Annotated in this window: 25 protein-coding genes, 2 tRNA genes and 1 riboswitch; of the genes, 26 read left to right on the forward strand and 1 reads right to left on the reverse strand. The window is 36.7% G+C overall.

Translation table 11 applies throughout. The features are described from left to right. Window positions 1-13: 13 nt before the first annotated feature. The 19 genes from R6U02_RS07550 (at window position 14) to R6U02_RS07640 (ending at window position 19,823) form a co-directional block, all read left to right on the forward strand. The gene (locus R6U02_RS07550; protein ID WP_410263002.1) at window positions 14-835 is read left to right on the forward strand and encodes a purine-nucleoside phosphorylase; all 822 of its coding nucleotides are present in this window, start codon (window positions 14-16) and stop codon (window positions 833-835) included. 156 nt (window positions 836-991) lie between these two features. After that, on the forward strand, window positions 992-2,323 hold the full coding sequence (lysA, locus tag R6U02_RS07555; protein ID WP_410263003.1) for a diaminopimelate decarboxylase: 1,332 nt from the start codon (window positions 992-994) through the stop codon (window positions 2,321-2,323). An 18-nt stretch (window positions 2,324-2,341) separates the two neighbouring features. Then, entirely contained in the window at window positions 2,342-2,695 is a 354-nt protein-coding gene (locus R6U02_RS07560; RefSeq protein WP_410263004.1) for a GNAT family N-acetyltransferase, read from the forward strand. A gap of 34 nt (window positions 2,696-2,729) precedes the next feature. Continuing rightward, the gene (locus R6U02_RS07565) at window positions 2,730-3,503 is read left to right on the forward strand and encodes a segregation and condensation protein A (protein ID WP_410263005.1); all 774 of its coding nucleotides are present in this window, start codon (window positions 2,730-2,732) and stop codon (window positions 3,501-3,503) included. Next, complete coding sequence (gene scpB / locus R6U02_RS07570; RefSeq protein WP_410263006.1) at window positions 3,496-4,107, forward strand: SMC-Scp complex subunit ScpB; 612 nt, start codon at window positions 3,496-3,498, stop codon at window positions 4,105-4,107. Before R6U02_RS07565 ends, scpB begins: the two co-directional genes overlap by 8 nt. After that, window positions 4,061-4,780 carry a pseudouridine synthase gene (locus R6U02_RS07575; protein WP_410263007.1) on the forward strand — a complete coding sequence of 240 codons (720 nt, stop codon included), beginning with the start codon at window positions 4,061-4,063 and terminating at the stop codon, window positions 4,778-4,780. The genes scpB and R6U02_RS07575 overlap by 47 nt, the downstream gene beginning before the upstream one ends. 123 nt (window positions 4,781-4,903) lie before the next feature. After that, window positions 4,904-5,650, forward strand: coding sequence for a response regulator transcription factor (locus R6U02_RS07580; RefSeq protein WP_410263008.1), 747 nt, complete (start codon window positions 4,904-4,906; stop codon window positions 5,648-5,650). A 4-nt stretch (window positions 5,651-5,654) separates the two neighbouring features. Continuing rightward, window positions 5,655-7,457, forward strand: coding sequence for an ATP-binding protein (locus R6U02_RS07585; protein ID WP_410263009.1), 1,803 nt, complete (start codon window positions 5,655-5,657; stop codon window positions 7,455-7,457). A gap of 90 nt (window positions 7,458-7,547) precedes the next feature. Next, a riboswitch (FMN riboswitch) is annotated at window positions 7,548-7,665 on the forward strand. 159 nt (window positions 7,666-7,824) lie between these two features. Further along, complete coding sequence (locus R6U02_RS07590) at window positions 7,825-8,436, forward strand: ECF transporter S component (RefSeq protein ID WP_410263010.1); 612 nt, start codon at window positions 7,825-7,827, stop codon at window positions 8,434-8,436. A 165-nt stretch (window positions 8,437-8,601) separates the two neighbouring features. Then, window positions 8,602-9,654: a helix-turn-helix domain-containing protein gene (locus R6U02_RS07595; RefSeq protein ID WP_410263011.1), complete on the forward strand. Its 1,053-nt coding sequence runs from the start codon at window positions 8,602-8,604 to the stop codon at window positions 9,652-9,654. Further along, complete coding sequence (locus tag R6U02_RS07600) at window positions 9,647-11,104, forward strand: RecQ family ATP-dependent DNA helicase (protein WP_410263012.1); 1,458 nt, start codon at window positions 9,647-9,649, stop codon at window positions 11,102-11,104. Before R6U02_RS07595 ends, R6U02_RS07600 begins: the two co-directional genes overlap by 8 nt. 52 nt (window positions 11,105-11,156) lie before the next feature. Continuing rightward, window positions 11,157-11,903, forward strand: coding sequence for a LysM peptidoglycan-binding domain-containing protein (locus tag R6U02_RS07605; RefSeq protein WP_410263013.1), 747 nt, complete (start codon window positions 11,157-11,159; stop codon window positions 11,901-11,903). Window positions 11,904-11,928: 25 nt separating this feature from the next. Next, the gene (cmk, locus tag R6U02_RS07610) at window positions 11,929-12,600 is read left to right on the forward strand and encodes a (d)CMP kinase (RefSeq protein ID WP_410263014.1); all 672 of its coding nucleotides are present in this window, start codon (window positions 11,929-11,931) and stop codon (window positions 12,598-12,600) included. Window positions 12,601-12,820: 220 nt separating this feature from the next. Next, the gene (gene rpsA / locus R6U02_RS07615; protein ID WP_410263062.1) at window positions 12,821-14,107 is read left to right on the forward strand and encodes a 30S ribosomal protein S1; all 1,287 of its coding nucleotides are present in this window, start codon (window positions 12,821-12,823) and stop codon (window positions 14,105-14,107) included. Between the two features lie 113 nt (window positions 14,108-14,220). Beyond that, entirely contained in the window at window positions 14,221-15,534 is a 1,314-nt protein-coding gene (der, locus tag R6U02_RS07620) for a ribosome biogenesis GTPase Der (protein WP_410263015.1), read from the forward strand. Between the two features lie 238 nt (window positions 15,535-15,772). Next, window positions 15,773-16,051 (forward strand): HU family DNA-binding protein, encoded by a 279-nt coding sequence (locus R6U02_RS07625; RefSeq protein ID WP_071849016.1) that lies wholly within the window; start codon window positions 15,773-15,775, stop codon window positions 16,049-16,051. Between the two features lie 173 nt (window positions 16,052-16,224). Then, on the forward strand, window positions 16,225-17,565 hold the full coding sequence (gene glnA, locus R6U02_RS07630) for a type I glutamate--ammonia ligase (RefSeq protein ID WP_410263016.1): 1,341 nt from the start codon (window positions 16,225-16,227) through the stop codon (window positions 17,563-17,565). Between the two features lie 220 nt (window positions 17,566-17,785). Continuing rightward, window positions 17,786-19,129, forward strand: a complete 1,344-nt coding sequence (glnA, locus tag R6U02_RS07635; RefSeq protein WP_410263017.1) for a type I glutamate--ammonia ligase — start codon at window positions 17,786-17,788, stop codon at window positions 19,127-19,129. 118 nt (window positions 19,130-19,247) lie between these two features. After that, complete coding sequence (locus R6U02_RS07640) at window positions 19,248-19,823, forward strand: cob(I)yrinic acid a,c-diamide adenosyltransferase (protein ID WP_410263018.1); 576 nt, start codon at window positions 19,248-19,250, stop codon at window positions 19,821-19,823. A gap of 84 nt (window positions 19,824-19,907) precedes the next feature. Here the strand turns inward: R6U02_RS07640 and R6U02_RS07645 are convergent. Beyond that, window positions 19,908-19,981: transfer RNA gene (locus tag R6U02_RS07645), tRNA-Arg, on the reverse strand. A gap of 187 nt (window positions 19,982-20,168) precedes the next feature. Here R6U02_RS07645 and R6U02_RS07650 point away from each other — a divergent pair. The 7 genes from R6U02_RS07650 (at window position 20,169) to R6U02_RS07680 (ending at window position 24,116) form a co-directional block, all read left to right on the forward strand. Next, complete coding sequence (locus R6U02_RS07650) at window positions 20,169-20,972, forward strand: ZIP family metal transporter (RefSeq protein WP_410263019.1); 804 nt, start codon at window positions 20,169-20,171, stop codon at window positions 20,970-20,972. 84 nt (window positions 20,973-21,056) lie between these two features. Further along, entirely contained in the window at window positions 21,057-21,485 is a 429-nt protein-coding gene (locus tag R6U02_RS07655; RefSeq protein WP_410263020.1) for a hypothetical protein, read from the forward strand. Between the two features lie 138 nt (window positions 21,486-21,623). Further along, window positions 21,624-21,714: transfer RNA gene (locus R6U02_RS07660), tRNA-Ser, on the forward strand. Between the two features lie 250 nt (window positions 21,715-21,964). Next, entirely contained in the window at window positions 21,965-22,114 is a 150-nt protein-coding gene (locus R6U02_RS07665; RefSeq protein ID WP_410263021.1) for a hypothetical protein, read from the forward strand. A 388-nt stretch (window positions 22,115-22,502) separates the two neighbouring features. Continuing rightward, entirely contained in the window at window positions 22,503-23,060 is a 558-nt protein-coding gene (locus R6U02_RS07670; RefSeq protein ID WP_410263022.1) for a CDP-alcohol phosphatidyltransferase family protein, read from the forward strand. Between the two features lie 107 nt (window positions 23,061-23,167). Further along, window positions 23,168-23,608 (forward strand): MarR family winged helix-turn-helix transcriptional regulator, encoded by a 441-nt coding sequence (locus R6U02_RS07675; RefSeq protein ID WP_410263023.1) that lies wholly within the window; start codon window positions 23,168-23,170, stop codon window positions 23,606-23,608. Between the two features lie 127 nt (window positions 23,609-23,735). Continuing rightward, window positions 23,736-24,116, forward strand: coding sequence for a DUF2187 family protein (locus R6U02_RS07680; RefSeq protein WP_410263024.1), 381 nt, complete (start codon window positions 23,736-23,738; stop codon window positions 24,114-24,116). Window positions 24,117-24,193 lie beyond the last annotated feature (77 nt).

Consider the following 24,193-nt stretch of genomic DNA (forward strand, 5'->3'; position numbering starts at 1 on the left):
GGAGAATCAATGAATGACTGACACTTATACTTTGGCAATTGAAAAAGCAACAGCTTATTTAAGAGAAAAGGGAATTGAAATTCCAAAGATCGGATTGATTTTAGGTTCTGGATTAGGGGAACTGGCAAATGAAGCTGATAATGCCATAGCTGTCCCTTATGAAGATATCCCTGGATTTCCAGTTTCTACCGTTGAAGGTCATGCAGGCCAATTGGTCTACGGTGACCTAGGTGGAAAAAAAGTATTAGCGATGCAAGGCCGTTTCCACTACTATGAAGGCTATTCAATGAAAGAAGTGACCTTCCCGGTTAGAGTGATGAAAGCTTTGGGTGTTGAGTCACTTGTAGTTACAAACGCTGCCGGTGGTGTAAATAAAAAATTTATACCAGGCGATTTGATGATCATCACTGATCATATCAACATGATAGGTGAGAATCCATTACATGGATCAAATGATGATACTCAAGGACCACGATTTACGGATATGAGTAATGCCTATGATAAAGAGTACCAACGTATGATTGAAGATGTTGCGAAGGAACAAGATATTACTATCCAAAAAGGTGTCTACATGGGCATGTCCGGACCAACATATGAAACACCTGCAGAAGTTCGAATGATACGCACGTTAGGTGGCGATGCAGTAGGCATGTCAACGGTTCCTGAAGTGATCGTGGCAAATCATGCCGGTCTTAAAGTAGCAGGGATCTCTTGTATAACGAACTATGCTGCTGGGATGCAAGAGAGTTTAAATCATGATGAAGTCGTAGCAGTGACCACTCGAGTGAGAGAAACATTCAAAAATTTAGTTAAATCAATCATTTCAAATTTATAGATAAGTGTTGAGAGAAAGAGCGAAAGTTTTTGACTTTCGCTCTTTTTCTGTCTGTAAATCATGATCCGTTTGATTTTTACTTGATAAATAGGTATGATTGTCATGAATGAATTTCTTTCGTTGTGAACGATTAACTTATAAGAAAAGTGGGAAAAGATGAATAAAGATAATTACAGTAAACGATTAATGAGTAATATGGAGATCAATACGCACAATCATTTGGTCATTGACGGTGTAGATACGATAGACCTTGTTAATAAATACGGGACACCCCTTAATGTCTATGATCTTTCTTTAATAAAAGAAAAAATAAATATGTTTAAAGAGGCGTTTGAGAACTACGAAAATAAAACGCAAGTTGCCTATGCCAGTAAAGCTTTTTCGTCGCTGGCGCTATACGAATTATTAGCAAAAGAAGATGTATCGCTGGATGTTGTTTCGGGCGGAGAGCTGTTTTTAGCTATAGAAGCCGGATTCCCTAAGGAGCGTATTCATTTTCATGGCAATAACAAATCATACGACGAACTAAATACTGCCATTCAAGAGAATATTGGATGCATAGTGATCGATAATTTTTATGAAATTGAGATGGTGGAAGAATTAACGAACAAACATCATCGCGTAATGGATGTTCTCATTCGCGTAGCACCAGGTGTCGAAGCACACACGCATGAGTATATCACGACCGGACAAGCGGATTCAAAGTTCGGATTTGATTTAGCCTCAGGACAAGTGGAAGGGGCTATTGAAAAGATAAAATCAGCTGAAAATATCAATTGTATCGGTTTACATGCCCATATCGGTTCTCAGATTTTTGAAGTCGACGGGTATCAAGCAGTCATTGAAAAACTTTTAGTCAAAGCAAAAGAGTGGGAAAAGTCATTTGATTTCACCTTAAACGTACTCAATGTGGGTGGAGGTTTCGGTATACGCTATACGGAGGCAGATACGCCACTTCCTTTGAAAGACTACGCTGAAGCTATTATGAATGCTGTAAGAAAGCATGCCAAGATAAACGAACTAGATCTTCCGGAAATTTGGATTGAACCAGGTAGAAGTATCGTAGGAGAAGCTGGAACAAGTCTGTATACGGTAGGAAGTCAAAAAAATATTCCGGCAATCAGAAAATATGTTTCGGTAGATGGGGGAATGGCGGATAATATCAGACCCGCGCTGTACCAAGCAGAGTATACTGGAGTGTTGGCAAATAGAGTCAACGGAGACAGTGAAGAACTAGTATCCATCGCCGGAAAAGCATGCGAGAGTGGAGATATGTTAATATGGGATATCACGTTACCTCGCCCCACTTATAAAGATATTTTAGCTATATTCAGTACCGGTGCATATGGTTATTCTATGGCGAGCAACTATAATCGCTTACCCAGACCTGCAGTGGTATTTGTAGAGAAGGGTAAAGATTTTTTAGCAATCAAGAGAGAAACAGTTCAAGACTATTTGAAATTAGAAAATAGTATCGAAAATTGGTAACAAAACAGGAGGACTTTCATGCTCGTCATATACAAAGCTGATTATCAGAAAATAACGATGGGATTACTGTCATACATTCCTGATTTGAAAGAAACAAGTCGGTTAACAAAAGAAATGGAATGGTACAATCAAGAAGATAATCGACAGCTTTTCTTATGGAAAAGTGAAGAAACAGGTGATTTGGCTGGTGTTATCGGCATTGAAGAAGATGAAGAAATGGTCCTTTTAAGACACATCGCTGTGAACCCGTCTTACCGAGAAGAAGGCATGGCATCCAGCATGTTAAATGCTCTGTCAAAACAATGCGCACCGAAACGTATTGTTGGAACGCTGGAAACAGCATCTATTTTGACTAAGTGGCAAAAGGCTTAGATAATTAATATGACATTATAAAGTAGGAAACTGAATGAGTGATAAATGGAAAGTTAACCTAGATATTTTTGAAGGACCACTTGATTTGCTGCTCCATCTGATCAACCGGATGGAAATCGATATCTACGACATACCGATTAAAGAAATAACCGAACAATATCTAAATTATCTCCATGCTATGCAGCTGCTCCAACTTGACGTGGCAGGAGAATATTTAGTTATGGCGGCAACCCTTATGTCAATTAAAAGTCAATCGCTCCTTCCAAGAAATGAATCTTGGGAAGAAGTGGGTGAAGAGTTTAATGTTGAAGAAGATTCAATTGAAAAACTACAACAAAAACTTTTAGAATATCGGAAAATCAAGTATGTGTCGAGTAAATTAGATGAAAACCGTAGGAACCGTGAACAATATTTTTCTAAACCACACGAGGACTTAACACACTTTCAACAGTTTATACCACTTGAAACAGGGGAGTTAGGATTAAGTGATTTAATTGGAGCGTTCGGTGAACTGTTCAAAAGAAAAGAATGGCTGGATCCTACTCCAAATACGATTGATTTAGAAGGAATTACCGTTAACGAAAAAATAGAATGGCTAGAAAAAAGGATATTCTCGAGTGTACAAGCGATACCTTTTCGACTATTGTTCACTAAACCGACAAAAAAAGAGTATGTTGTCACGTTCTTAGCCTTGCTAGAAATGATTAAAGAAAATAAAGTAGCAATTGAACAATCTGACAGTTTCGGTGAAATTTATCTATCTAGTGTACAACAGGGAAAGAAAGGATTGAGTGAGCAAAATGAATGAATTTGCTACATACGAGGCCTTGTTATTTGTGGCCGGCGAAGAAGGGATAACGTTGAACGACTTGGCTCAATTGACAAAATCTACCCCTGACCACGTTAGAGTATGCCTTGAAGACCTATCAGAACAATATTTGAATGAAGAAAATAGTGGCTTGAAATTAATAGAAACGGCTGAAACGTACCGTTTAGTCACAAAAAAAGAATTTTCAGTCATAATAGAGCAATATGCAAAATCACCTCTGATTAAAAAGTTAAGTAAAGCTTCGGTTGAAACGCTGGCTATCATTGCTTATAAACAGCCCATCACTCGGATGGAGATAGAGGATATTAGAGGCGTACAGTTATCATCAAGCTTACAGAAGCTGAAGTTAAGAAATCTAATCCATGAAATCGGCCGAGTTGAAGCACCAGGTCGACCAGTACTCTACGGAACAACAGATTATTTTTTAGATTATTTTGGATTAAATGATTTAACTGAACTACCAGAATTAGAAGTTGAAGATGAAATGGAAAGTCAAAGTTTGTTTAGTGAAGAATTAGAATTTAAAGGAGATTATTATGGAACGTCTACAAAAAGTAATGGCACACGCGGGAATAGCTTCTAGAAGAGCATCAGAAAAATTGATCAAAGAAGGCAGAGTAAAAGTGAACGGGGAAGTAGTTACCGAAATGGGTTTAAATGTAAGCAGTGACGACACTATTGAAGTAGACAGTGTTCCTATTGCTAAAGAACAAAAGTTATATTTTCTCTTAAATAAACCCAGAGGTGTTATCTCAAGTGCGGATGATCCCAAGGGAAGAAAAACGGTTGTGGACTTCTTCTCACACATCGATCAGCGTATCTATCCAGTTGGACGTTTAGATTACGATACTACAGGCGTGCTTTTATTAACGAATGATGGAGAACTGACCAACCAGTTGACACACCCAAAATATGGCATCGAAAAAACATATGTTGCTAAAGTGACAGGTTTGATCAATAAAACGGCTATCTCCAAATTGGAAAAAGGCCTGAATATAGATGGTTACAAAACAAGACCCGCTAAAGCAAGAATTATCGATATCGACCCTAAGAAAAATATTAGTATGGTTGAATTAACTATTCATGAAGGCAAAAATCATCAGGTGAAAAAAATGCTTAAAACGGTTGGTTTTCCTGTCGAGAAATTAAACAGAGACAAATATGGGTTTTTAACAACAGAAGGTCTTCAATCGGGAGAATGGCGTCAACTTAAAACGTTTGAAGTAAACAAATTAAAAGAACTTATAAAAGAATAACTCCTAAAAGTGAATATGTTGGCAGAAACAGATCACATTCGTTATAATAATCATAGATGAGGTTTGCTGAAAGTATTTGATATCTAGCCATGACTAAAGTATGAATTAGAGGAGTGTCTAAACGTGACCGAAGAGACTAATCAAGACAACAAAAAGAAATTGCTAGTAGTTGATGATGAAGATAGAATCAGAAGACTACTGAAAATGTATTTAGAAAAAGCAGATTACAGTATTGAAGAGGCTGAACATGGAAAAAAAGCATTAGAAATGGCTTTAGAAAATGATTATGATCTCATTCTTTTAGATGTGATGATGCCAGAAATGGATGGTCTTGAAGTAGCTGAAGAAATCAGAAAAGAAAAAGAGACACCGATCATGATGCTGACAGCTAAAGGAGAAGAGTTGAATCGTATTCAAGGTTTTGAAGCAGGTGTCGACGATTATATCGTCAAACCATTTAGTCCACGGGAAATAGTATTGCGTGTAGCGGCTATTTTGAAACGTACTAAAAGTGATACACCAAGTGGTACCAACGGGGACACATCGGACACGCTCACGTTACCTCATTTAGAAATTGATAATGATTCAAGAAGAGTTACTGCCGACGGCCAGCCAGTTAATTTAACTCCAAAAGAATATGATCTTCTCCATTATCTGATGTCTTCTCCAGATCAAATATTTGGCCGAGAACAGTTACTCAGAGAAGTATGGAAATATGAATTTTTTGGTGATTTAAGAACAGTGGATACACATGTTAAAAGATTAAGAGAGAAACTCAAAAAAGAATCAGATGTCGCTTCTAAAATGATTGAAACAGTATGGGGTCTAGGTTACAAATTAAATTCTTATCCTGATGACGAAGAGGAGTAATTGTATGAAGTTAAATGTAGTGGCAATTAAAATTTGGCTCATTACGTTTGGAATCACCTTGTTATCTTTCGTCATTACGACTATATTTTATGGTGTCTTTTATTCTCAACAAATCAAAGATAATTATATGAATGAATATGAACAGGTTATTATAAATGTGGAGCGCCTTGCATTAGCGGATCCGCATTTTTTGTTGGAAAATATTGAAGCAATTAATGATTTCCATATGCATATAGACTTTGCTTTGTTATTAGATGACACGTATACTCCTAACGATGAAGAGTGGCTGTTGCCCTTTGCAGAAGAAAAAAAAGAAAGTATGGAAAACAAACCGGGGATCATGGATAATATTGATTCCAGCGAGCCTGTACAAATTCGTTCCGATTTAGTTGAAGAATATAAAACAAATATCCCACATGTTTTTCATATTCAACCCACAGAAATTGACGGGGAAGATGCTCTGTTTTATTCTTACGGAGATCTGTCCTTTCTTGTTGATATAGAAAGACGCATGACTTTTTTATTAACAGGTTTGATTATTGCCCATATGTTAGCTGCTCTATATTATTATATGTATTTGAAACGTAACGTTTCGGAGCCTATCAACGCTATGACGAACATAGCTTTCGATTTTGCTCGAGATGATTTCAGCCATCAACTACCTATTTCGGGTCGTGATGACTTGTCTGAACTTGCCATGGCTATGAATAAAATGGGCCATTCTCTCGAAACGAATCGAACCGTGGTCAAGCAAGAGAAAGAATTGTTGAGCCATATTTTAGAAAATATCGAAACAGGGATTTTATATTACGATATTGATAAAACCTTGTTATTATCTAACCCTGTTGGAGACTTGTTTGTAACTCAATACCAGGTGGAAGAATCTAACTTCTCGGGCCATGATAAATTTGTTAGTGTTGATGAAAAATTAAACGAAGTAATCGACACTAAGTCATCGGTGGAATTTACTATAGAAATGGAAGAAACGTTTTATGTGGTGACCATCTTACCGCTAATGGAATCTGACAGTAATGATCTTAGAGGCTTAGTCGTCTCGACTAAAGATTTAACGAAAGAACATCGATTAGATCGAATGAGAGTAGATTTTATAAATAATATCTCACATGAACTGCGCACACCGCTTGTTATGGTCCAAGGCTATAGTGAAGCGATACTGGATGATGTTGCTGAAAGTGTTGAAGAGAAAAAAGAGATGGCTCAGATCATCCGAGATGAGTCTCAAAGAATGAATCGGATGGTAAATGAAATGCTTGACTTATCTCGGATGGAAGCGGGATATATTGAATTACAAAAATCAGAAGTCAATCTCAACAGCTATTTAAGAAACCTTTTGTTCCGTTTTGATAATATGGCGAGCGATGCTGAAGTATCATTGCAGATGGAAGCCCCTAAAGAAACTGTGCATCAAATGATTGATAAAGATAAGATGGACCAGGTCTTCGTTAATATTATTAATAATGCAATCAGACACACAAGCATGACTGATAAAAAAGAAAAAATAGTGACGCTTCAACTACTTAAAGAAGAGAAACTTGAAGAAGTCGTCATGATCGTTAAAGATACAGGTACAGGTATCCCGGAGGATGATTTACCCTATATTTTTGATCGTTTTTTCAAAGCGGATAAATCTCGAAATAATTACGCACCTAATACCAAAGGAACAGGGATAGGCTTATCGCTAGTTAAAAATATTGTTGAAGCACATGGAGGATATATAGAAGTTGAATCAGCAATGAATGAAGGTTCTTCTTTTATTATTCATATACCAATGAACCAGGAAGATTAAATCATCAAGATAATATCTGCGTAAGGTGCAACAGATTTGACTTGTTCAATTAATTCTTTATAATTAGTATTGAAAATAAAATAATTTATGATTCATCTTCAGGGGCAGGGTGTGACTCCCGACCGGTGGTAAAGTCCACGAGCGATTAAAATTGCTGAACTGGTGCAATTCCAGTACCGACAGTAAAGTCTGGATAAAGAAGATGGAGCTTTTTGACTGAATATAACTCTGTCTAATGCTCTATTTGTCACCTGAAGTACAGGGATAAATAGAGTTTTTTGTATCCTCATACTTCAGGCGATAGTGACATGGTTGTGTTCAGAGAAGTTCACCCTTAGTAGGATGAATCCTTTCAGGAGGATTTATTATGACAAACAGTAAGACGAAGAAGCTGGTAGGCGTTGCCATGTTAGCGTCATTGGCTTGGGTGATTTCTATGTTAGCATTTCCGGTACTGCCGGGGTCACCGTTTTTGAAAGTTGATTTTAGTGATTTAGCCGTGTTGTTCGGGATGTATGTTTATGGTCCAGCTGCCGGTATTACCATTGCGTTTATCCGCTCACTTCTATCCTATGCACAAAAAGGTGGCGAGATGGGGTTCCCTATTGGAGATACAGCGGCATTTATTGCATCGGTCTCTTTCACACTACCTATTTATTTCATGCTAATAAGATATGGTTCGACATTGAAAAATAAAATAGTGGGTATTTTCAGTTCAACTCTGTCATTAACAGTCATGATGTCGGTATTGAACTGGTTGGTTATTGCTCCAGCTTATATGGCGGTTATGGGATTTGACGTTGGACCGATGCGCACCTATTTGATGTTAGCTGTTGTTCCATTCAACTTAATTAAAGGCATTTTAGTTGGCCTCGTTTTTTATGTCGCTTTTGCTAAACTGAAACCATGGTTAGATAAAACGAAGAGAAAATTTCAGAAAAAGCGCAGTCGGTCACTAGCTGTTAATGAAACAAATTAACCAGAATTGATTTAGCAAGAGAATAAATAATAGCAGGGATTTTTCCGGCTGTTATTTATTCTCTTTTTGGTTTTAGAAATCTCGAATTTAAGGGTTATTGAGTCTGGAAATAATGATATAATTAAACCATTGATACGGCATAAAATTCAGAGGAGTGAGATTACGTTGGCTGATCATTTTCTAGAAAACTATATATTAAGTTTGTTTAACAAAAATACCATAGTGACAATTAAACAACTAAGTCTCATTGCAAGTGGAAAACGAACCCCCTCTGTCTTATTTAATGTTGAGAAAAACAAGCTGTATGTTTTGTTTGGACTCTTTCCTGATCTCTCAATAAAAGAGTGGGAACGGATCATTCATATACTTATAAGTGAACGTCAGCTAAAGATTGCTGATGATCGTTTAACACTAACCCCAGAAGGTTTAAAAGAAAAAAAAGATTTCAATAAAGATTATCCTTTCATAAATAACTTGGATCAGTTACGCTATGCAACAACGAAACAACTCTTTTGGAATCGGTTTATTTTTATCACTCAAATTTTTTCTGAATACAGTCATCAAAACAAGGACTACGTGCCATATCTTTCTACTATAGAAAATCAGTTAAGCATAAAAAAATGGTTAGTTGGATATAGAAAAGGAATGGATGAATTGACTTTAATGTGGTTCAAAGAATTGAATGCACTGCTTAAATCGTTTCCGACGGAGCACTCAAATTTTATTGCAAGTCACTTCGTTGGATATAAAACTAACGGAAGCACAAGTCGTCAAATTAAAAATAGTAACAACCTATCGACGGAACACTACAAAGTTTTAATCGATCAGCTAAGTTATCAAATAGCACAACGAGACGAAAAGTCATTTCCGTTACTATCTTCGTTATGGAAATACACGCATAAAGATAGTGATGAAGGGTTGAGTCATAGTGCCTGGCTTTCAAAAAACTTGCTTGAAAATGGGGTAAGCTTAGGCGAAGTAGCTAAGAGACGAAATCTGAAAAACAATACAATCAAAGAACACATACTTGAATGTGTTTTAATAGAAAATTGGCCATATTATAAGCGCTATATCGCCTCTGCACACTATACGAATTTGCATAATTTATTTGAATCAAAACAGGTCTCGACGTATTCTGAAGCGAAAATAGTTTTAGAAGATTTAGATTTTTTCTCATATCGCTTAATTGAAATTGAAAGGATTAGACAGAATGATTAAAAAGCTTGAGGAACAGATGTATGAAATGTTAAATCAGAAATTTGGTCATGCTACATTCAGACCTGGTCAGAAAGAAGCAATTGAAGCCGCTTTAAATGGTAAACATTCGTTAGTCATGTTACCAACAGGAAGTGGAAAATCGTTGTGTTATCAACTTCCGTCATATTTCATGCCGGGTGCGACTTTAGTGGTCTCTCCCTTACTATCGCTGATGCAAGATCAAGTGGAAACGATGAAAAGAAATGGAGAGAAGTCGGTTGTTGCGCTAAATAGCTTTATGTCCCAGAAAGAAAAAAGCTTGATCATAAATAACTTGGAGTCCTTCAAGTTTATATTCATGTCACCTGAAATGCTACAGCATGATAGGATAATAAATCGTTTGAAAAATATTAAACTATCATTGCTCGTGGTGGACGAGGCCCACTGCATTTCGCAATGGGGCATGGACTTCCGACCGGATTATCTTAAACTAGGTGAAATCAGAAAGACATTAGATGGACCGCTTACCATGGCTTTAACGGCTACTGCTATAGAAAAAGTCAGAAATGAAATTATTGAAAACTTAAATCTTCAGACTAATGTTAAGGAAATCATTTACTCGGTGAATCGTCCTTCCATTCAACTGCGAGTAGAGTTATGCAAAGGGGATAAAGTTATCAAAATGATTCAGGCTATCAACGAGTTCAAGAGTGCCGGAATCATTTATTTCTCAAGTAAAAAAGTTGCTGACGCTATGGCAGAAAAAATTCGACAGACAACGATTTTCTCTGCCGAAAGCTATCATAGTGACATAGAAGCAGAAGACAAGAAGAAAATCCAGGCACAATTTCTTGATAATGATCTAGATATTATTTGTGCTACCAGTGCATTTGGTATGGGAATAGATAAACCGGACATAAGATTTGTTATTCACTATCATATGCCTGCGAATCCGGAGATGTATCTGCAGGAAATTGGTCGAGCAAGTAGAGATGAAAAAGGGGGTGTAGCCTTATTGTTATATGAAAGTGGGGATGAGTTTCTACAAATGAGATTACAACAAGATACTTTTCCCAATAGTGACGAGTTATCATTTGCATACGCCCATCCCAAATCCTTGGAGGCACTAAAGGATGACAGCAAAAGTAGACTTGCAGATTATTTTATAAAACAAAATATTCAAATAGAGAACGCACATCACCTTATAGAAGAGCGCATTCTTTATAAGAAAGAGCAGTTAAGTATCATGGTTAAGTATGCACTGACGGTGGAGTGTAAAAGAGAAACATTGCTTAATTACTTTAACGAAGAATTGAAGGTTGATTCTAAGCAATGCTGTTCAAGTTGTCAGCCCCATCTATCACTTCCTTATGAAATAAATAAAGACTCTAATCATAAATATAATAATAATGAACGAACTTGGGAAATGGTCATGAAAAAGTTATTTAATTTTACTGAGCAAGATAGATAATAGCTTTATTTATGCTATAATGAATACCAAATCGTATATGAGGAGTTAGACTATGGGCAAAAAAGATCGTAAATCCATGGAAGATCTTTGGTCAAAACGTTTTGACGAAGAAGCTGAAGATACAGAAGATGGACCTTTATCAAGAAAAGCTAAACGTGAAAGAGAAAAAAGTATTTCTCCCATTTTAACTGTGACTTTGATATTTATGGCTTTACTCATCATTTTGCCAACTTCTGCCTATTTATGGTGGTCAAGTAGAGAGAGCTTGTCAGAGGAGCCAACAGGTCCATCAATTGAGCAAGTAATGAAAAATGATGAAGAAGTTGAAGAACAATTGGAAGAAGACGATGAAATTAATGCCCCAGAGGATGACGAGCTGAATTTAACAGACTCCGATAAAGAAGATTCCTCTGTTAATGATGAAGAAACCGATGGAAACTCAGATGAGTTATTAACTAGTGCAGAAGAAGAGAACGGTGAAGCAGTGTCAGTAGCTGATGATGTAGTGAGTGAGAGTATTCCAGAAAAAAATAGCAATGATAATACTCAAAATCAGGCTACTGAATCTAGTAATCAGTCAAATGACGAAGAAGACATTGAAGAATCAACGGTGACAACTGAAGCAGAATCCACGCCGGAAAATCCACCAGCTCAAAACATTAACTTTTATAATGTTAAAGCAGGAGACAACATGTACCGTATTGCACTGAATCATGGAATGACAACAGAAGAGTTGATGCAGTTAAATAACATTCAAGATGAAACAGTACAAGTCGGACAAGAGTTAAGAGTTGAATAATTTTATAAACGAAAGTGTGGAGAGAATGGAAAATAAAACATTAACCATTGCGATAGATGGACCTGCATCTTCGGGGAAAAGTACAGTGGCAAAGAGAATTGCTTCTGAAATGAACCTGATTTACGTAGATACAGGTGCGATGTACCGGGCATTAACCTTGGAGGCTTTACAAAACAATATCAATATAAAAGATCAGAAGGCCTTGGTGAAATTGCTGGAAGAAACAGAGATAACGTTTGAACCTAGTGAAAACGGTCAGACAGTATTTTCTAATGGTGTTGATGTGACGTATGAAATCAGAGAAAATAATGTCACTAATACGGTATCTGTTGTCGCTGCTCATCCAAAAGTGCGTCAATTGATGGTGAAACGTCAGCAGGCTATGGCACTGAATCATGGTGTCGTTATGGATGGTCGTGATATCGGAACGGTAGTATTGCCCGATGCGGATCTGAAAATTTTTTTAGTTGCCAGTGTTAAAGAAAGAGCAGAACGAAGACACAAGGAAAATATAGAAAAAGGTATATTTTCTGATTTAGAACAATTAAAAAAAGACATAGCAGAACGAGATTATAAAGATACTACTCGAGAATCATCCCCCTTGAAACAAGCAGAGGATGGCATAAGAATAGATACGACTAAAATGTCTATTGATGAAGTCGTTAATAAGATAAAAAGTTTAATAAAAGAAGTCTAAATAAGGGATTTTTATCAGATAACATGTTTTAGTGGAAATTTTATTACATATTATGTACAATTAAATATGTAGGAATTATTGGTTTTGGGAGGCAAATAATATGACAGAAGAAAACAGAAACGAAGTAGATAATACAGAGGCAACAGAAGAGGAAGCAGTCGAAATAGCGAACGAGCAAGTTGAAGTCAATACCGCTAAAGACATTTCCCCTGAAGATGTCATGGCAGAAAACGAGGAAGCACAGGTACAACCTGTTGTTGAATCATCGAAGAATAAGGCTGAATCAATGTCAGATGTTATGAGAGATGTCGTTGATATTACTCCTGGCGATATAGTCAAGGGTGAAGTCTTAACTATCGACAATGAGAAACAAGTCATTGTTGGGCTAGGCGGAGGACAAGAAGGTGTTATTCCTCCAAGAGAATTATCATCAGAGCGTTTTGATCATCCTACCGATATTGTATCCGTGGGCGATATTATAGATGTGGTTGTTTTAAGAGATAATCAGGATAAAGAACAAGGAAGCTTTGTTTTATCAAAAAAACGCGTAGATCAGCGTAAAGTATGGGAAGAATTGCAAGCGAAATTTGACAATGATGAAACGATTGAAGCACCCGTTTCACGTGTTGTTAAAGGTGGATTAACTGTCGATTTAGGTGTAAGGGGATTTGTTCCTGCATCTCAAATAGATACGCACTTTGTCAGTGACTTAAATCAATTTGAAGGTAACACTTATACTTTCAAAATTATTGAAATAGATCCTAAAGAGCGTCAACTTATCTTATCTCGTAAAGTTTTACTTGAAAAAGAACATGCTGCAGAGAGAGAGAAAGCGCTAGAAAGTTTAGAAGAAGGATCTGTTGTTGAAGGTGAAGTGGTTCGATTAACTAACTTTGGTGCGTTTGTTAATGTAGGTGGCGTTGATGGGCTTGTTCATATTTCTGAAATTGCACATGAACGTATCAACTCTCCAAAAGACAAATTATCTAAAGGTGATAAAGTAAAGGTTAAAGTTCTTAAAGTAGATAAAGAACAAGAACGTGTGTCTCTATCTATCAAAGAAACATTAGCTGGACCATGGGATAATATTGAAGATGAATTACCAGCTGGTACTGTTACGAAAGGTATAGTGAAACGTGTAACAGATTTTGGTGCATTTGTTGAAGTTAAACCAGGTGTTGAAGGACTTGTTCATATTTCTGAAATGGCTCACAAACATGTGGAAACACCTCATGAAGTTGTAGCTAAAGATGAAGAAATTGACGTTAAAGTTCTTAGCGTTAATCCTGAAGAAGAACGTATTTCATTAAGTATCAAGGCTTTAGAAGATAATCCAAATGAAATATCCGACAGTGTAGCACCTAAAAAAGTTAAAAAACAAGAGTCTCGAAGTAAGCCTAATGTTAAGCAACCATCATTAAGTGAAGACGATGACGATGGATCATTTACATTAGGGGATCAAATAGGGGATCAACTTTCAAAATTTATGGAGAACAACGAAGAGTAATTAATTTAACGGTATATTTTACCGCACCCAACTGTTAGTAGGTGTCTTGCCTATTTCAGTTGGGTGTCCTATTTTTACTAAGTAGATTACAAAGATAGAAAGAAGGTGTTTTAATGGTAAAACCAACTGTAGCAATTGTAGGTAGACCTAATGTAGGCAAATCTACAATTTTTAACCGCGTCGTAGGTGAACGTATCTCGATCGTTGAAGACACATCAGGAGTAACACGAGATAGAATCTATGCAGACGCTGAATGGCTTGGGCGAGAATTTGCTCTTATTGACACAGGCGGTATTACGATGGAAGATGAGCCTCTAAATGTTCAAATTAGACAGCAAGCTCAGATTGCCATAGAAGAAGCCGACGTCATAATCATGATGGCAAGTGTTAGAGAAGGTGTCACTTATGAAGATGAACAAGTTGCACCCATTCTATTCAAGTCAGGAAAACCGGTGATACTGGCTGTTAACAAAGTCGATAATCCAGAAAGTAGAAATGAAATTTATGAATTTTATTCATTGGGATTAGGAGAGCCGTATCCTATTTCAGGTGCACATGGATTAGGTCTCGGAGACGTCTTGGATGAGGTCATCAAACATTTCCCTGATAATGAAGAAAGCGATTATGATGAATCAACAATCAAGTTTAGCGTGATCGGTCGACCAAATGTAGGGAAATCCAGTTTAGTAAACGCAATTATTGGTGAAGAACGTGTTATCGTATCCGACATTGCTGGAACAACACGTGAAGCTGTCGATACGCGTTTTCAGACTAAAGAAGGTAGAGATTTTGTCGTCATAGACACTGCCGGTATGCGTAAAAAAGGTAAAATATACGAAAAAACTGAAAAATACAGCGTATTAAGAGCCCTTAGAGCCATTGAGCGTTCAGATATAGTCTTGTGTGTTATTAATGCTGAAGAAGGCATTAGAGAACAGGATAAGCACGTATTTGGCTATGCACATGAAGCCGGCAAAGGAATCATTTTAGTTGTAAACAAATGGGATACGGTTGAAAAAGAGACCAATACGATGAAAGAGTTCGAACTGGATGTCAGAGATGAATTTCAATATCTGAAATATGCACCCATTGTATTTGTATCCGCCATAACTAAAAAGCGTCTACACTTATTACCTGAACGCATCGAACAAGTCTTTATGAATCGGCATCTCCGTATCCAATCGTCTACCTTAAATGATGTGGTCATGGATGCTGTAGCAACAAACCCTACGCCAACTGATAAAGGTCGCAGACTTAAAATTTATTACACCACCCAAGTGGCTGTTTCACCTCCGACTTTTGTGATTTTTGTGAATGATCCCGAACTTCTTCACTTTTCTTATGCACGTTTTTTAGAAAATAGATTTAGGGATACATTTAATTTTGAAGGAACACCTATTCGGATTATTCCTCGCAGACGAAAATAAGAGGAATCCAATCTGTTTATTATAGAACTATATTTTGATGAAAAGTTTCGGTCATTTCAAAGAGAATTTTTATAAAAGCATTGCAGTGTCAACGATTCTGTGGTATCTTTTTAATTGAAATGTCATAACAGACTATTTCACCCAAGCATATTCTTTGAAATGAGAATGTAGTAAGATTGCAAGTTGATTCACTAAATTAGCATGCATCGAACTTCTTTTGAGGAGGTGAAAGAATAAGATGGCAAATAAAGCAGAATTAATCGAAAAAGTAGCAACTTCAGCTGACCTTACTAAAAAGGACGCAACAGCTGCAGTAGAAGCAGTCTTTGAATCAATTAAAGATACATTAGCTGACGGCGAAAAAGTGCAGATCATTGGCTTTGGTAACTTTGAAGTACGTGACCGCGCTGCACGTAAAGGACGTAATCCTCAAACTGGGGAAGAAATCCAAATCCCTGCAACTAAAGTTCCAGCATTTAAAGCTGGTAAAGCTTTAAAAGACGCAGTAAAACAGTAACAATTCATAGTTCTTAAAAGCCGAGATCAAATGATCTCGGCTTTTTTTTTTGAAACGCATTTTTTCAAATTGTTATTTATTTGAAAAGGTTAAATTAATTGACAATCAAACAATATGTACGTAGTCTTAATTAAGAAATAATAGTAAAAGACTGAAAGGATGATGAATGGATTATGTCCTCCAATCGCAAAGAGGAAATACGGAAAAAAGCTGAAGAAAAAAATGTCAGGTTCTTACGGTTGATGTTCACTGATATTGATGGGGTCATTAAAAATGTTGAAGTGCCTATAAGCCAGTTAGATAAAGTAATGGATAATGAAATGGCGTTTGATGGTTCTTCAATTGATGGCTTCGTAGAAATTGATCAAAGTGATATGAAACTGCATCCTGATTTAGATACCTGGCTTGTTTTTCCTTGGGAAATTGATTCAAGCGACGGTCGCATAGCACGATTTATATGTGATGTCTATATGCCTAGTGGAGAACCTTTTGAAGGAGATCCTAGAAGTAACTTGAAGCGTGTCTTGAAAGGTATGAAAGAGCTTGGGTTTACAGAATTCAATTTAGGCCCTGAACCAGAATTTTTCCTATTCAAACTGGATGAGAACGGCAACCCAAGCAAGAATCTAAATGATAACGGAGGATATTTCGATTTAGCACCAACCGATTTAGCAGAGAACTGCCGAAGAGACATCGTTTTAGAACTCGAAGCATTAGGCTTTGAAATTGAAGCGAGTCATCATGAAGCGGCTCCCGGCCAACATGAAATAGACTGGAAATATGCGGATGCAGTAGAAGCATGTGATAATATCCAAACATTTAAACTGATTGTCAAAACAGTTGCGAGAAAATATAGTCTACATGCAACCTTTATGCCCAAACCCATAGAAAACATTAGTGGATCGGGTATGCATTTTAATATGTCATTGTTCAGGCAAGGAAAGAATGCCTTTTTCGATGAAAGTAATGAAGATGGCTTGAGTAATACGGCCTATCAATTTATTGCAGGGTTGTTGGATCATGCTCAAGCCTATACAGCTATTTGTAATCCTATCATCAATTCTTATAAACGATTAACACCTGGTTTTGAGGCGCCTGTCTACGTCGCATGGTCAGGAACGAATAGAACACCGCTTATCCGAGTACCGGCTTCTAGAGGACAATCTACGCGTGTGGAGCTCAGAAGTGTCGATCCTACAGCTAATCCTTATTTAGCTCTAGCAGTATTATTAAAAGCTGGATTAAAAGGGATTTCTGAAGCCAAAAGCGCACCTAGCCCGATAAATAAAAACATTTATAATATGAGCCAATTTGAACGGGATGAGAACCAGATTCAGTCATTGCCCAAAACTTTAATTGAGGCTATAGAAGCCTTAAAAGAAGACGAAACAATTAAAGATGCATTGGGTCATCATATTTTCGAACGTTTTGTTGCTGCGAAAGAAAGTGACTGGAGAAATTATTCGACATCGGTATCACAATATGAGATGGATCGTTACTTCAAATTATACTAAGCAAATGATTATTCATTCCAAGAAAAATCCCTCTAAACGATCAAGTTGAAATCGTTTAGAGGGATTTTTTAGCTTATTAACGATAACAATCAGAATGAAATGATTTTCAAACATTTTACTTGCACTCCAAAAGCAATAGTGGTATTATTCAAAAGTACTTATTGTGTAAGGTTTAGCAAGCATAAAAAAGATATTGGTATATATGGGAGGAGATGTTAAAATGAATGGAATAACTAAAGAGAAGATAATTGAAGATGTTAAGAAACAGAATGTCCGTTTTTTGAGATTAATGTTCACAGATATTTTAGGTATTGTTAAAAACGTAGAGGTGCCCGTCAGCCAAGTGGAAAAAGTTTTAGAAGGAAAAATGATGTTTGACGGTTCTTCGATCGAAGGATTTGTGCGTATTCACGAATCAGATATGTATTTAAAACCTGACTTAAGCACATGGTTAGTTTTTCCATGGGAAATAGAAGCATTTAAAGGTGGCACAGTCGCACGTTTGATTTGTGATGTTTTTAATCCGGATGGTTCCCCATTCTTAGGTGATCCTAGGATCAACTTGAAAAGAGTAATGAATGAAGCAAAAGAAATGGGTTTTTCTTCATTTAAATTAGGTCCTGAACCTGAATTCTTTTTATTTAAACTTAATGAAAATCATGAAGTAACTGAGAACTTAAATGACAATGGTGGTTATTTCGACTTGGCCCCAACAGATTTAGCTGAGAATTGTCGTCGAGATATTGTACTGGAACTTGAAGATTTAGGGTTTGAAATAGAAGCCAGTCATCATGAAGTAGCACCGGGACAACACGAAATCGACTGGAAATATGCTGATGCAGTTGAAGCCTGCGACAATATTCAGACATTTAAATTGATCGTTAAAACAGTTGCGCGTAAATATGGTTTACATGCGACATTTATGGCTAAACCTCTATTTGGAATCAACGGATCGGGCATGCATTGCAACATGTCTTTATTCGAAGGTGAAGAGAATGCCTTTTATGACGAGACAGATGAGAGAGAATTAAGCCAAACAGCGTACCAATTTTTAGCGGGACTACTTCATCATGCCCCTGCTTACACGGCGATAACCAATCCTACTGTGAATTCTTACAAACGTCTAGTGCCAGGTTATGAAGCTCCTGTTTACATTGCTTGGTCGGGGAGCAACCGAACACCAATGATTAGAATTCCAGCGTCAAGAGGATTATCTACACGCTTGGAAGTTCGCTCCGTCGATCCGATGGCGAATCCTTATTTAGCTTTAGCTGTGATGTTAAAAGCTGGCTTAGATGGGGTCAAGAATGAATGGATGCCTCCTCAAGAGACATGCGACAACATCTATGATATGAATAAAACCGATTTAGAAGAAAATGGTATCGAATCGTTACCTACTAGCTTACACGAGGCATTAGAAGTGTTAAAGACTAGTATCACAATGAAAGAGGCTTTAGGCAATCATATTTATAGAAATTTCTATCAATCAAAAACGATAGAATGGAACTCCTATAAGGCGTCTGTCAGCCAATGGGAAAAAGATAATTATTTAAAACTCTATTAAAAATATAAAAGCATTATTCTTATCATAAGAATAATGCTTTTATTATTTTTGAATTGCTATAAGCAAGTCAAATGAATTATAATGTATTTATAGATGATGAATTTATGGAGTGATAAAAATGAAAATATATACTGGTAGAGGCGATTATGGAAACACCAACTTGATCGGCGGAGGGACAATCAAAAAGACCGATAAAAGAGTAGAAGCCTATGGAAGTGTCGACGAACTCAATGCGCATGTGGGTTTGTTGTTAAGTTTGATCAATGAGGAATGGTCTGTGTCCAGAAATTATATCAGAGATTCTCTAAGTCGTATTCAGCATCAATTATTCGACATAGGAAGTATTCTTGCAGATAAAGAGAATAAAATGGAAATGAACTTTGAAAGTTCTGAAATCAAGAAAATCGAAGAAGAAATTGATGAAATTACTCAAGTGTTAAGTGAGATAAAGTATTTTATTTTACCCGGAGGAACGAAACAAGCCTCTCAAGCTCATGTTGCTCGCACCGTTACACGACGTGTAGAAAGAACTATGCTATCTTTACATGATGTGGAACCTTTACCAAAAGAAATTCTAATATACGTTAACCGCTTGTCAGACTATTTCTTTGTGTTAGCCCGTTATTTGAATAAAATAGCAGAGAAAGAAGAAGTCTTTTATACAAAAACAGGAGAAGTCTTTCATAACGAATAAATATAATGACAAGTATTACGAATAAAGAAGACCCCGTCTAAAAATAGACGGGGTCTTCTTTATTCAAATCAATCGTAAAAAATACGTTCCGGAAGGGATTCGAACCCCTGACCGTTCGCTTAGAAGGCGAATGCTCTATCCAACTGAGCTACCGGAACTATTTAACCAACATATTTTATTATATAGAAGTTTAGATGAGATGTCAATAAAGAAATTTATTAAATAGAAGAATAGTTTACTTGCTTAATTTTATTGATTATTAGAATTTTTATTTGTGAATCATGTCATTTGTAGTCTTTTTCAGCTATAATTACAACAGAATATATAATATAAGGAGAATGATTAATGGAATGGTTTATTGAGCAACACCCGGTATTTCAAGCCTTATTAGGCACGTTATTTACTTGGGGCGTCACAGCATTAGGCGCATCTGTTGTATTTTTCTTTAAGGAAATCAATAAAAATGTACTGACTGGTATGTTAGGTTTTGCGGCAGGTGTTATGATTGCTGCAAGTTTCTGGTCATTGCTGGCGCCGGCCATTGAGATGGCAGAACTGACAGATACACCCGCATGGTTCCCTGCAGTCGTCGGATTTTTATCCGGTGGTCTGTTTCTGTTCATCACAGATAAAGTACTTCCTCACTTACACCCGGGAACCTATGAAAGGGAAGGAATCAAAACGGACTGGCAACGAAGCGTCTTACTGGTGTTAGCCATCACGTTGCATAATATACCTGAAGGATTAGCAGTTGGAGTGGCATTCGGAGCAGCCGCTGCCGGTTACCCTACGGCTACAGTAACAAGTGCCATTGCCTTAGCTATCGGTATCGGTCTACAAAACTTTCCTGAAGGGGCGGCAGTTTCTGTACCTTTAAGAAAAAATGGATTCAGCCGATTAAAAGCTTTCACATACGGACAGGCTTCAGGGATTGTCGAACCAATTGCGGGCGTTGCAGGAGCGGCATTAGTCATAACGATGCAGCCGCTCTTGCCTTACGCTCTCTCATTTGCAGCCGGTGCGATGATCTATGTTGTTGTCGAAGAGCTCATACCAGAAGCGAAAGTTGAACGTTGGAACGATATCGGAACGATTGGAGCCATGCTTGGGTTTGCAGTCATGATGTTTTTAGACGTCGCTTTAGCGTAAAAATTAGCACAAGCATTTTAATCGGTAAGAAAAGAAGCCAATTGGTTATAGCATTCAAGAATTTTATCATAGGAGGAGTCATTCATGAAATTTATCGTTGCACATCAAGAGGTTAATGATATGGTTGTAGCAATCGAGGAATTGTTGCAGAGTGGTGCTTATAAGAGAGAGAATTTAGTAATCGTTTGTGGAGAAGATCGACAATCAGATATAAAATCAATGGTTTCAGTGAAAATTGATACAGTAAATGCTGCTGAATTTGCTGATAGTAAGCAATCAACAATGAGAAATCATCTTTTGGAAGGGAAAAATCGACATCTTTACGATGAAATGATTAGCAATGGCGGTTACGTCCTGTTAGAAGATGATACAGTTTCTTCCGTAGAAACAGTAAAGCCTGTAACTAATGAAACGGATGATCATTCTAAACTTGAAAATATGCATGCACCTGGGTTTGGTGTGGATTTTAAAGAACCAAAGAGTGATGCAACGAATCATGAAGACAATTTATAACCCTAACGATTCATCAAAGCGTTAAAAATAATGGTTTTTTAGAAAGAGGCAGGTGTAGAAAATATACTTTTTTCACCTGTCTCTTTCATTTTTGGTTGATATTGGTCAATGAATTAGATATACTAATACCTGTAACTACGAGAGTTACCCAAGCCCGGCTGAAGGGGACGGACTCGAAATCCGTTAGGCGGCTTATGGCTGTGCGAGGGTTCGAATCCCTCACTCTCGGTATATGACCTTATAATCCTTGTGATTATAGGGTTTTTTTGTGTTTTTGATTACTGTTTTATTGATTGGAAGATAGGTTTCCGTTATAACGTCCATCAAAAAGTGGCAGGGTATAGTCAGATGAACACTAAAAAATGAGCAGCCAGGAAGTAGATAAAACAGGTGTTTATATTCATTATTTATTGAAACGCTTACATATTTGTAGTATACTACAGTCTTGTCAGAGTTATTAATAGAATGGAGGCGAGGACATGGTGACGGAAAGACAACTGAATGAACTGGAAATATTAAAATACGAGCGTAAGCAAAGTAATGAGTCACTTCGAATCGCCGAAGTAACTAAAATACTTTATCCTGTAGATAAAAAGCCTGGATACCAACTGACCAATGATGATCAGTAATAGATAAATGAATCTTACTACAAATAATAGATAAAGTAACCAGGGTATTTGATCTTATGCATGACTGGATTAGGAGATGAGTTTTGAAGTTGAACATTTTTTTTAGAACTAAAATAATAAAATTTGATTATTAGACTCGCTCTTTTTGTGTATCGTGTAGTGTTACTGTTAGTGTTTACTGAAAAAAATGTGATATACTAATAAATAATAAAGAAACCGAGAAGTCAGATTATACAACGCTCTCTTTAACTACATCGGTTATTTCCCGTAACTGTTAATGAAAATCATAAGGTCATAACGAGTGAGCATCTCTCAGAGTTTACTATACCTTTGATTTAGCTGTGCGCAGATTCCCCATACTCAATTACTATTTGAAAGGAATGATGATATGTCTAAGAGAGACTGGTTTACGATACCAAATATTCTATCTTACTTCAGGCTTATCCTTATTCCCTATTTTGTATACTTCTACGTCACGGCTGTAACAGAAGAAGATTATTGGCTGGCAACGGGCATTCTCGTTTTATCCGGAATAACCGATGCTGCAGATGGATTTATTGCCAGACATTTTGATCAAGGGACTAAAATAGGTCAATTACTTGATCCGATAGCAGACAAACTGACTCAGATAGCGGTAGTTAGTGTGCTTATGCTGGAATGGCCAGTATTTGGCTTTCTATTACTCTTGTTTATTATCAAAGAAGGGTATATGTTTGTTGAAAATATACGACTATACCGGAAAAAAATAACATTGGATGGTTCAAAGTGGTATGGCAAGATCGCAACGATCGTTTTTTACCTTACGATGTTTATAGCGGTCTTTTTCCCGGACCTGTCAAATGTGACTGTCACTTTCTTAGTTATTCTCGCCAGCACCTATCAATTACTCGCATTTTTCTACTATGCTAAACTCTTTAAATATCTGCATAAAAGTGAGGGGAATTAAATCTAATATTTTCCTCACTTTTTTATTTGTGTTAATATATGATACGTTACTTTAAAAGTTAATATATCTAAAAATAAAAATAGTAAAGTAAGTAAAGGTGAGTATAAATGAAGAACAATCAAGATGAGTTAAAAGCCTTGACCATCCTGTTAAAAGCGTCTGCCAGTGTTGAAAAAGTTGTGAAAAAAGATATGTCTACTTACGGATTAAATGCTACTGAATTCACTGTCTTGGAACTTTTATACAGCAAAGGTAAACAACCAATTCAAAAAATTGGTCAACAAGTCTTGCTTGCTTCAAGCAGTATCACTTATGTGGTCGATCGCTTAGAGGAGAAAGGCTTTGTTAACCGAATCGCAGATAAAAGTGACAGACGCGTGACGTTTTGTGAATTATCAGATGAAGGAGAAAAATTAATGAAAGAAATTTTTCCGAGACATGCTGAAAAAATTGCAGAACTCTTTGAAGCCTGTTCAAAAGACGAGATCTTAGCACTTCAGTCAACTTTGAAAAAGTTAGGATTTAAAGCAGCCGGATTATTAGAATAACTTCATTCTTTTAAGGATTATGGAGTAAGTTGATAATGTGCCTAAAGTGTTTATCGATAAACACTTTTTTTTATGGTATAATGATTAAAGGAGTTTAAAAACTTTATGAAAGAATTGAGGGATGAAAGTGGCAAAAGTTGAAATAACCGCTGAAGTTCAAGAACTAGTGGAAACAGAACTTCGAAAAGGCGCCAGCAATTCCCGTATTGCTAATCTGCTGAATTTGCCTTACAAAGAAGCCGTTGAAATAATTGAAACCATAAAAGAAGATTTAAGACCGGATGTTGGAGATGAGATTGTTTTTTCTTTCAGAGATGAACCAATGGAAGGAATCATTGAAAAGCTTCTTACCAATAGTGCCATAGTTAAAATAAACTGGACTAATTCAGCTGAAAGAATGCATGATCTTGTTGAAGAAAAAACGGTTGTAAACTTTAAAGATATTGAAGGATTTAAGAATCAAATCACTGAAATCACTGAAAACGTTGAAGATTTAGAAGAAGAATAATAGAATTTAGATAAGCCATTAAAGTGATGGCTTATTTTTTTTGTAATCTTTTCTTGACAGAATCAAGAATCTAAGTT

The sequence above is a fragment of the Alkalibacterium sp. genome, from assembly GCF_046484155.1.
GTDB lineage: Bacteria > Bacillota > Bacilli > Lactobacillales > Carnobacteriaceae_A > Alkalibacterium.

Coding starts and splice junctions, on each gene's coding strand:
- R6U02_RS07550 (WP_410263002.1), top strand. CDS start 14: ATGACTGACACTTATACTTTGGCAATTGAAAAAGCAACAGCTTATTTA.
- lysA (WP_410263003.1), top strand. CDS start 992: ATGAATAAAGATAATTACAGTAAACGATTAATGAGTAATATGGAGATC.
- R6U02_RS07560 (WP_410263004.1), top strand. CDS start 2,342: ATGCTCGTCATATACAAAGCTGATTATCAGAAAATAACGATGGGATTA.
- R6U02_RS07565 (WP_410263005.1), top strand. CDS start 2,730: ATGAGTGATAAATGGAAAGTTAACCTAGATATTTTTGAAGGACCACTT.
- scpB (WP_410263006.1), top strand. CDS start 3,496: ATGAATGAATTTGCTACATACGAGGCCTTGTTATTTGTGGCCGGCGAA.
- R6U02_RS07575 (WP_410263007.1), top strand. CDS start 4,061: ATGGAACGTCTACAAAAAGTAATGGCACACGCGGGAATAGCTTCTAGA.
- R6U02_RS07585 (WP_410263009.1), top strand. CDS start 5,655: ATGAAGTTAAATGTAGTGGCAATTAAAATTTGGCTCATTACGTTTGGA.
- R6U02_RS07590 (WP_410263010.1), top strand. CDS start 7,825: ATGACAAACAGTAAGACGAAGAAGCTGGTAGGCGTTGCCATGTTAGCG.
- R6U02_RS07600 (WP_410263012.1), top strand. CDS start 9,647: ATGATTAAAAAGCTTGAGGAACAGATGTATGAAATGTTAAATCAGAAA.
- R6U02_RS07605 (WP_410263013.1), top strand. CDS start 11,157: ATGGGCAAAAAAGATCGTAAATCCATGGAAGATCTTTGGTCAAAACGT.
- cmk (WP_410263014.1), top strand. CDS start 11,929: ATGGAAAATAAAACATTAACCATTGCGATAGATGGACCTGCATCTTCG.
- rpsA (WP_410263062.1), top strand. CDS start 12,821: ATGGCAGAAAACGAGGAAGCACAGGTACAACCTGTTGTTGAATCATCG.
- der (WP_410263015.1), top strand. CDS start 14,221: ATGGTAAAACCAACTGTAGCAATTGTAGGTAGACCTAATGTAGGCAAA.
- R6U02_RS07625 (WP_071849016.1), top strand. CDS start 15,773: ATGGCAAATAAAGCAGAATTAATCGAAAAAGTAGCAACTTCAGCTGAC.
- glnA (WP_410263016.1), top strand. CDS start 16,225: ATGTCCTCCAATCGCAAAGAGGAAATACGGAAAAAAGCTGAAGAAAAA.
- glnA (WP_410263017.1), top strand. CDS start 17,786: ATGAATGGAATAACTAAAGAGAAGATAATTGAAGATGTTAAGAAACAG.
- R6U02_RS07640 (WP_410263018.1), top strand. CDS start 19,248: ATGAAAATATATACTGGTAGAGGCGATTATGGAAACACCAACTTGATC.
- R6U02_RS07650 (WP_410263019.1), top strand. CDS start 20,169: ATGGAATGGTTTATTGAGCAACACCCGGTATTTCAAGCCTTATTAGGC.
- R6U02_RS07655 (WP_410263020.1), top strand. CDS start 21,057: ATGAAATTTATCGTTGCACATCAAGAGGTTAATGATATGGTTGTAGCA.
- R6U02_RS07665 (WP_410263021.1), top strand. CDS start 21,965: ATGGTGACGGAAAGACAACTGAATGAACTGGAAATATTAAAATACGAG.
- R6U02_RS07670 (WP_410263022.1), top strand. CDS start 22,503: ATGTCTAAGAGAGACTGGTTTACGATACCAAATATTCTATCTTACTTC.
- R6U02_RS07675 (WP_410263023.1), top strand. CDS start 23,168: ATGAAGAACAATCAAGATGAGTTAAAAGCCTTGACCATCCTGTTAAAA.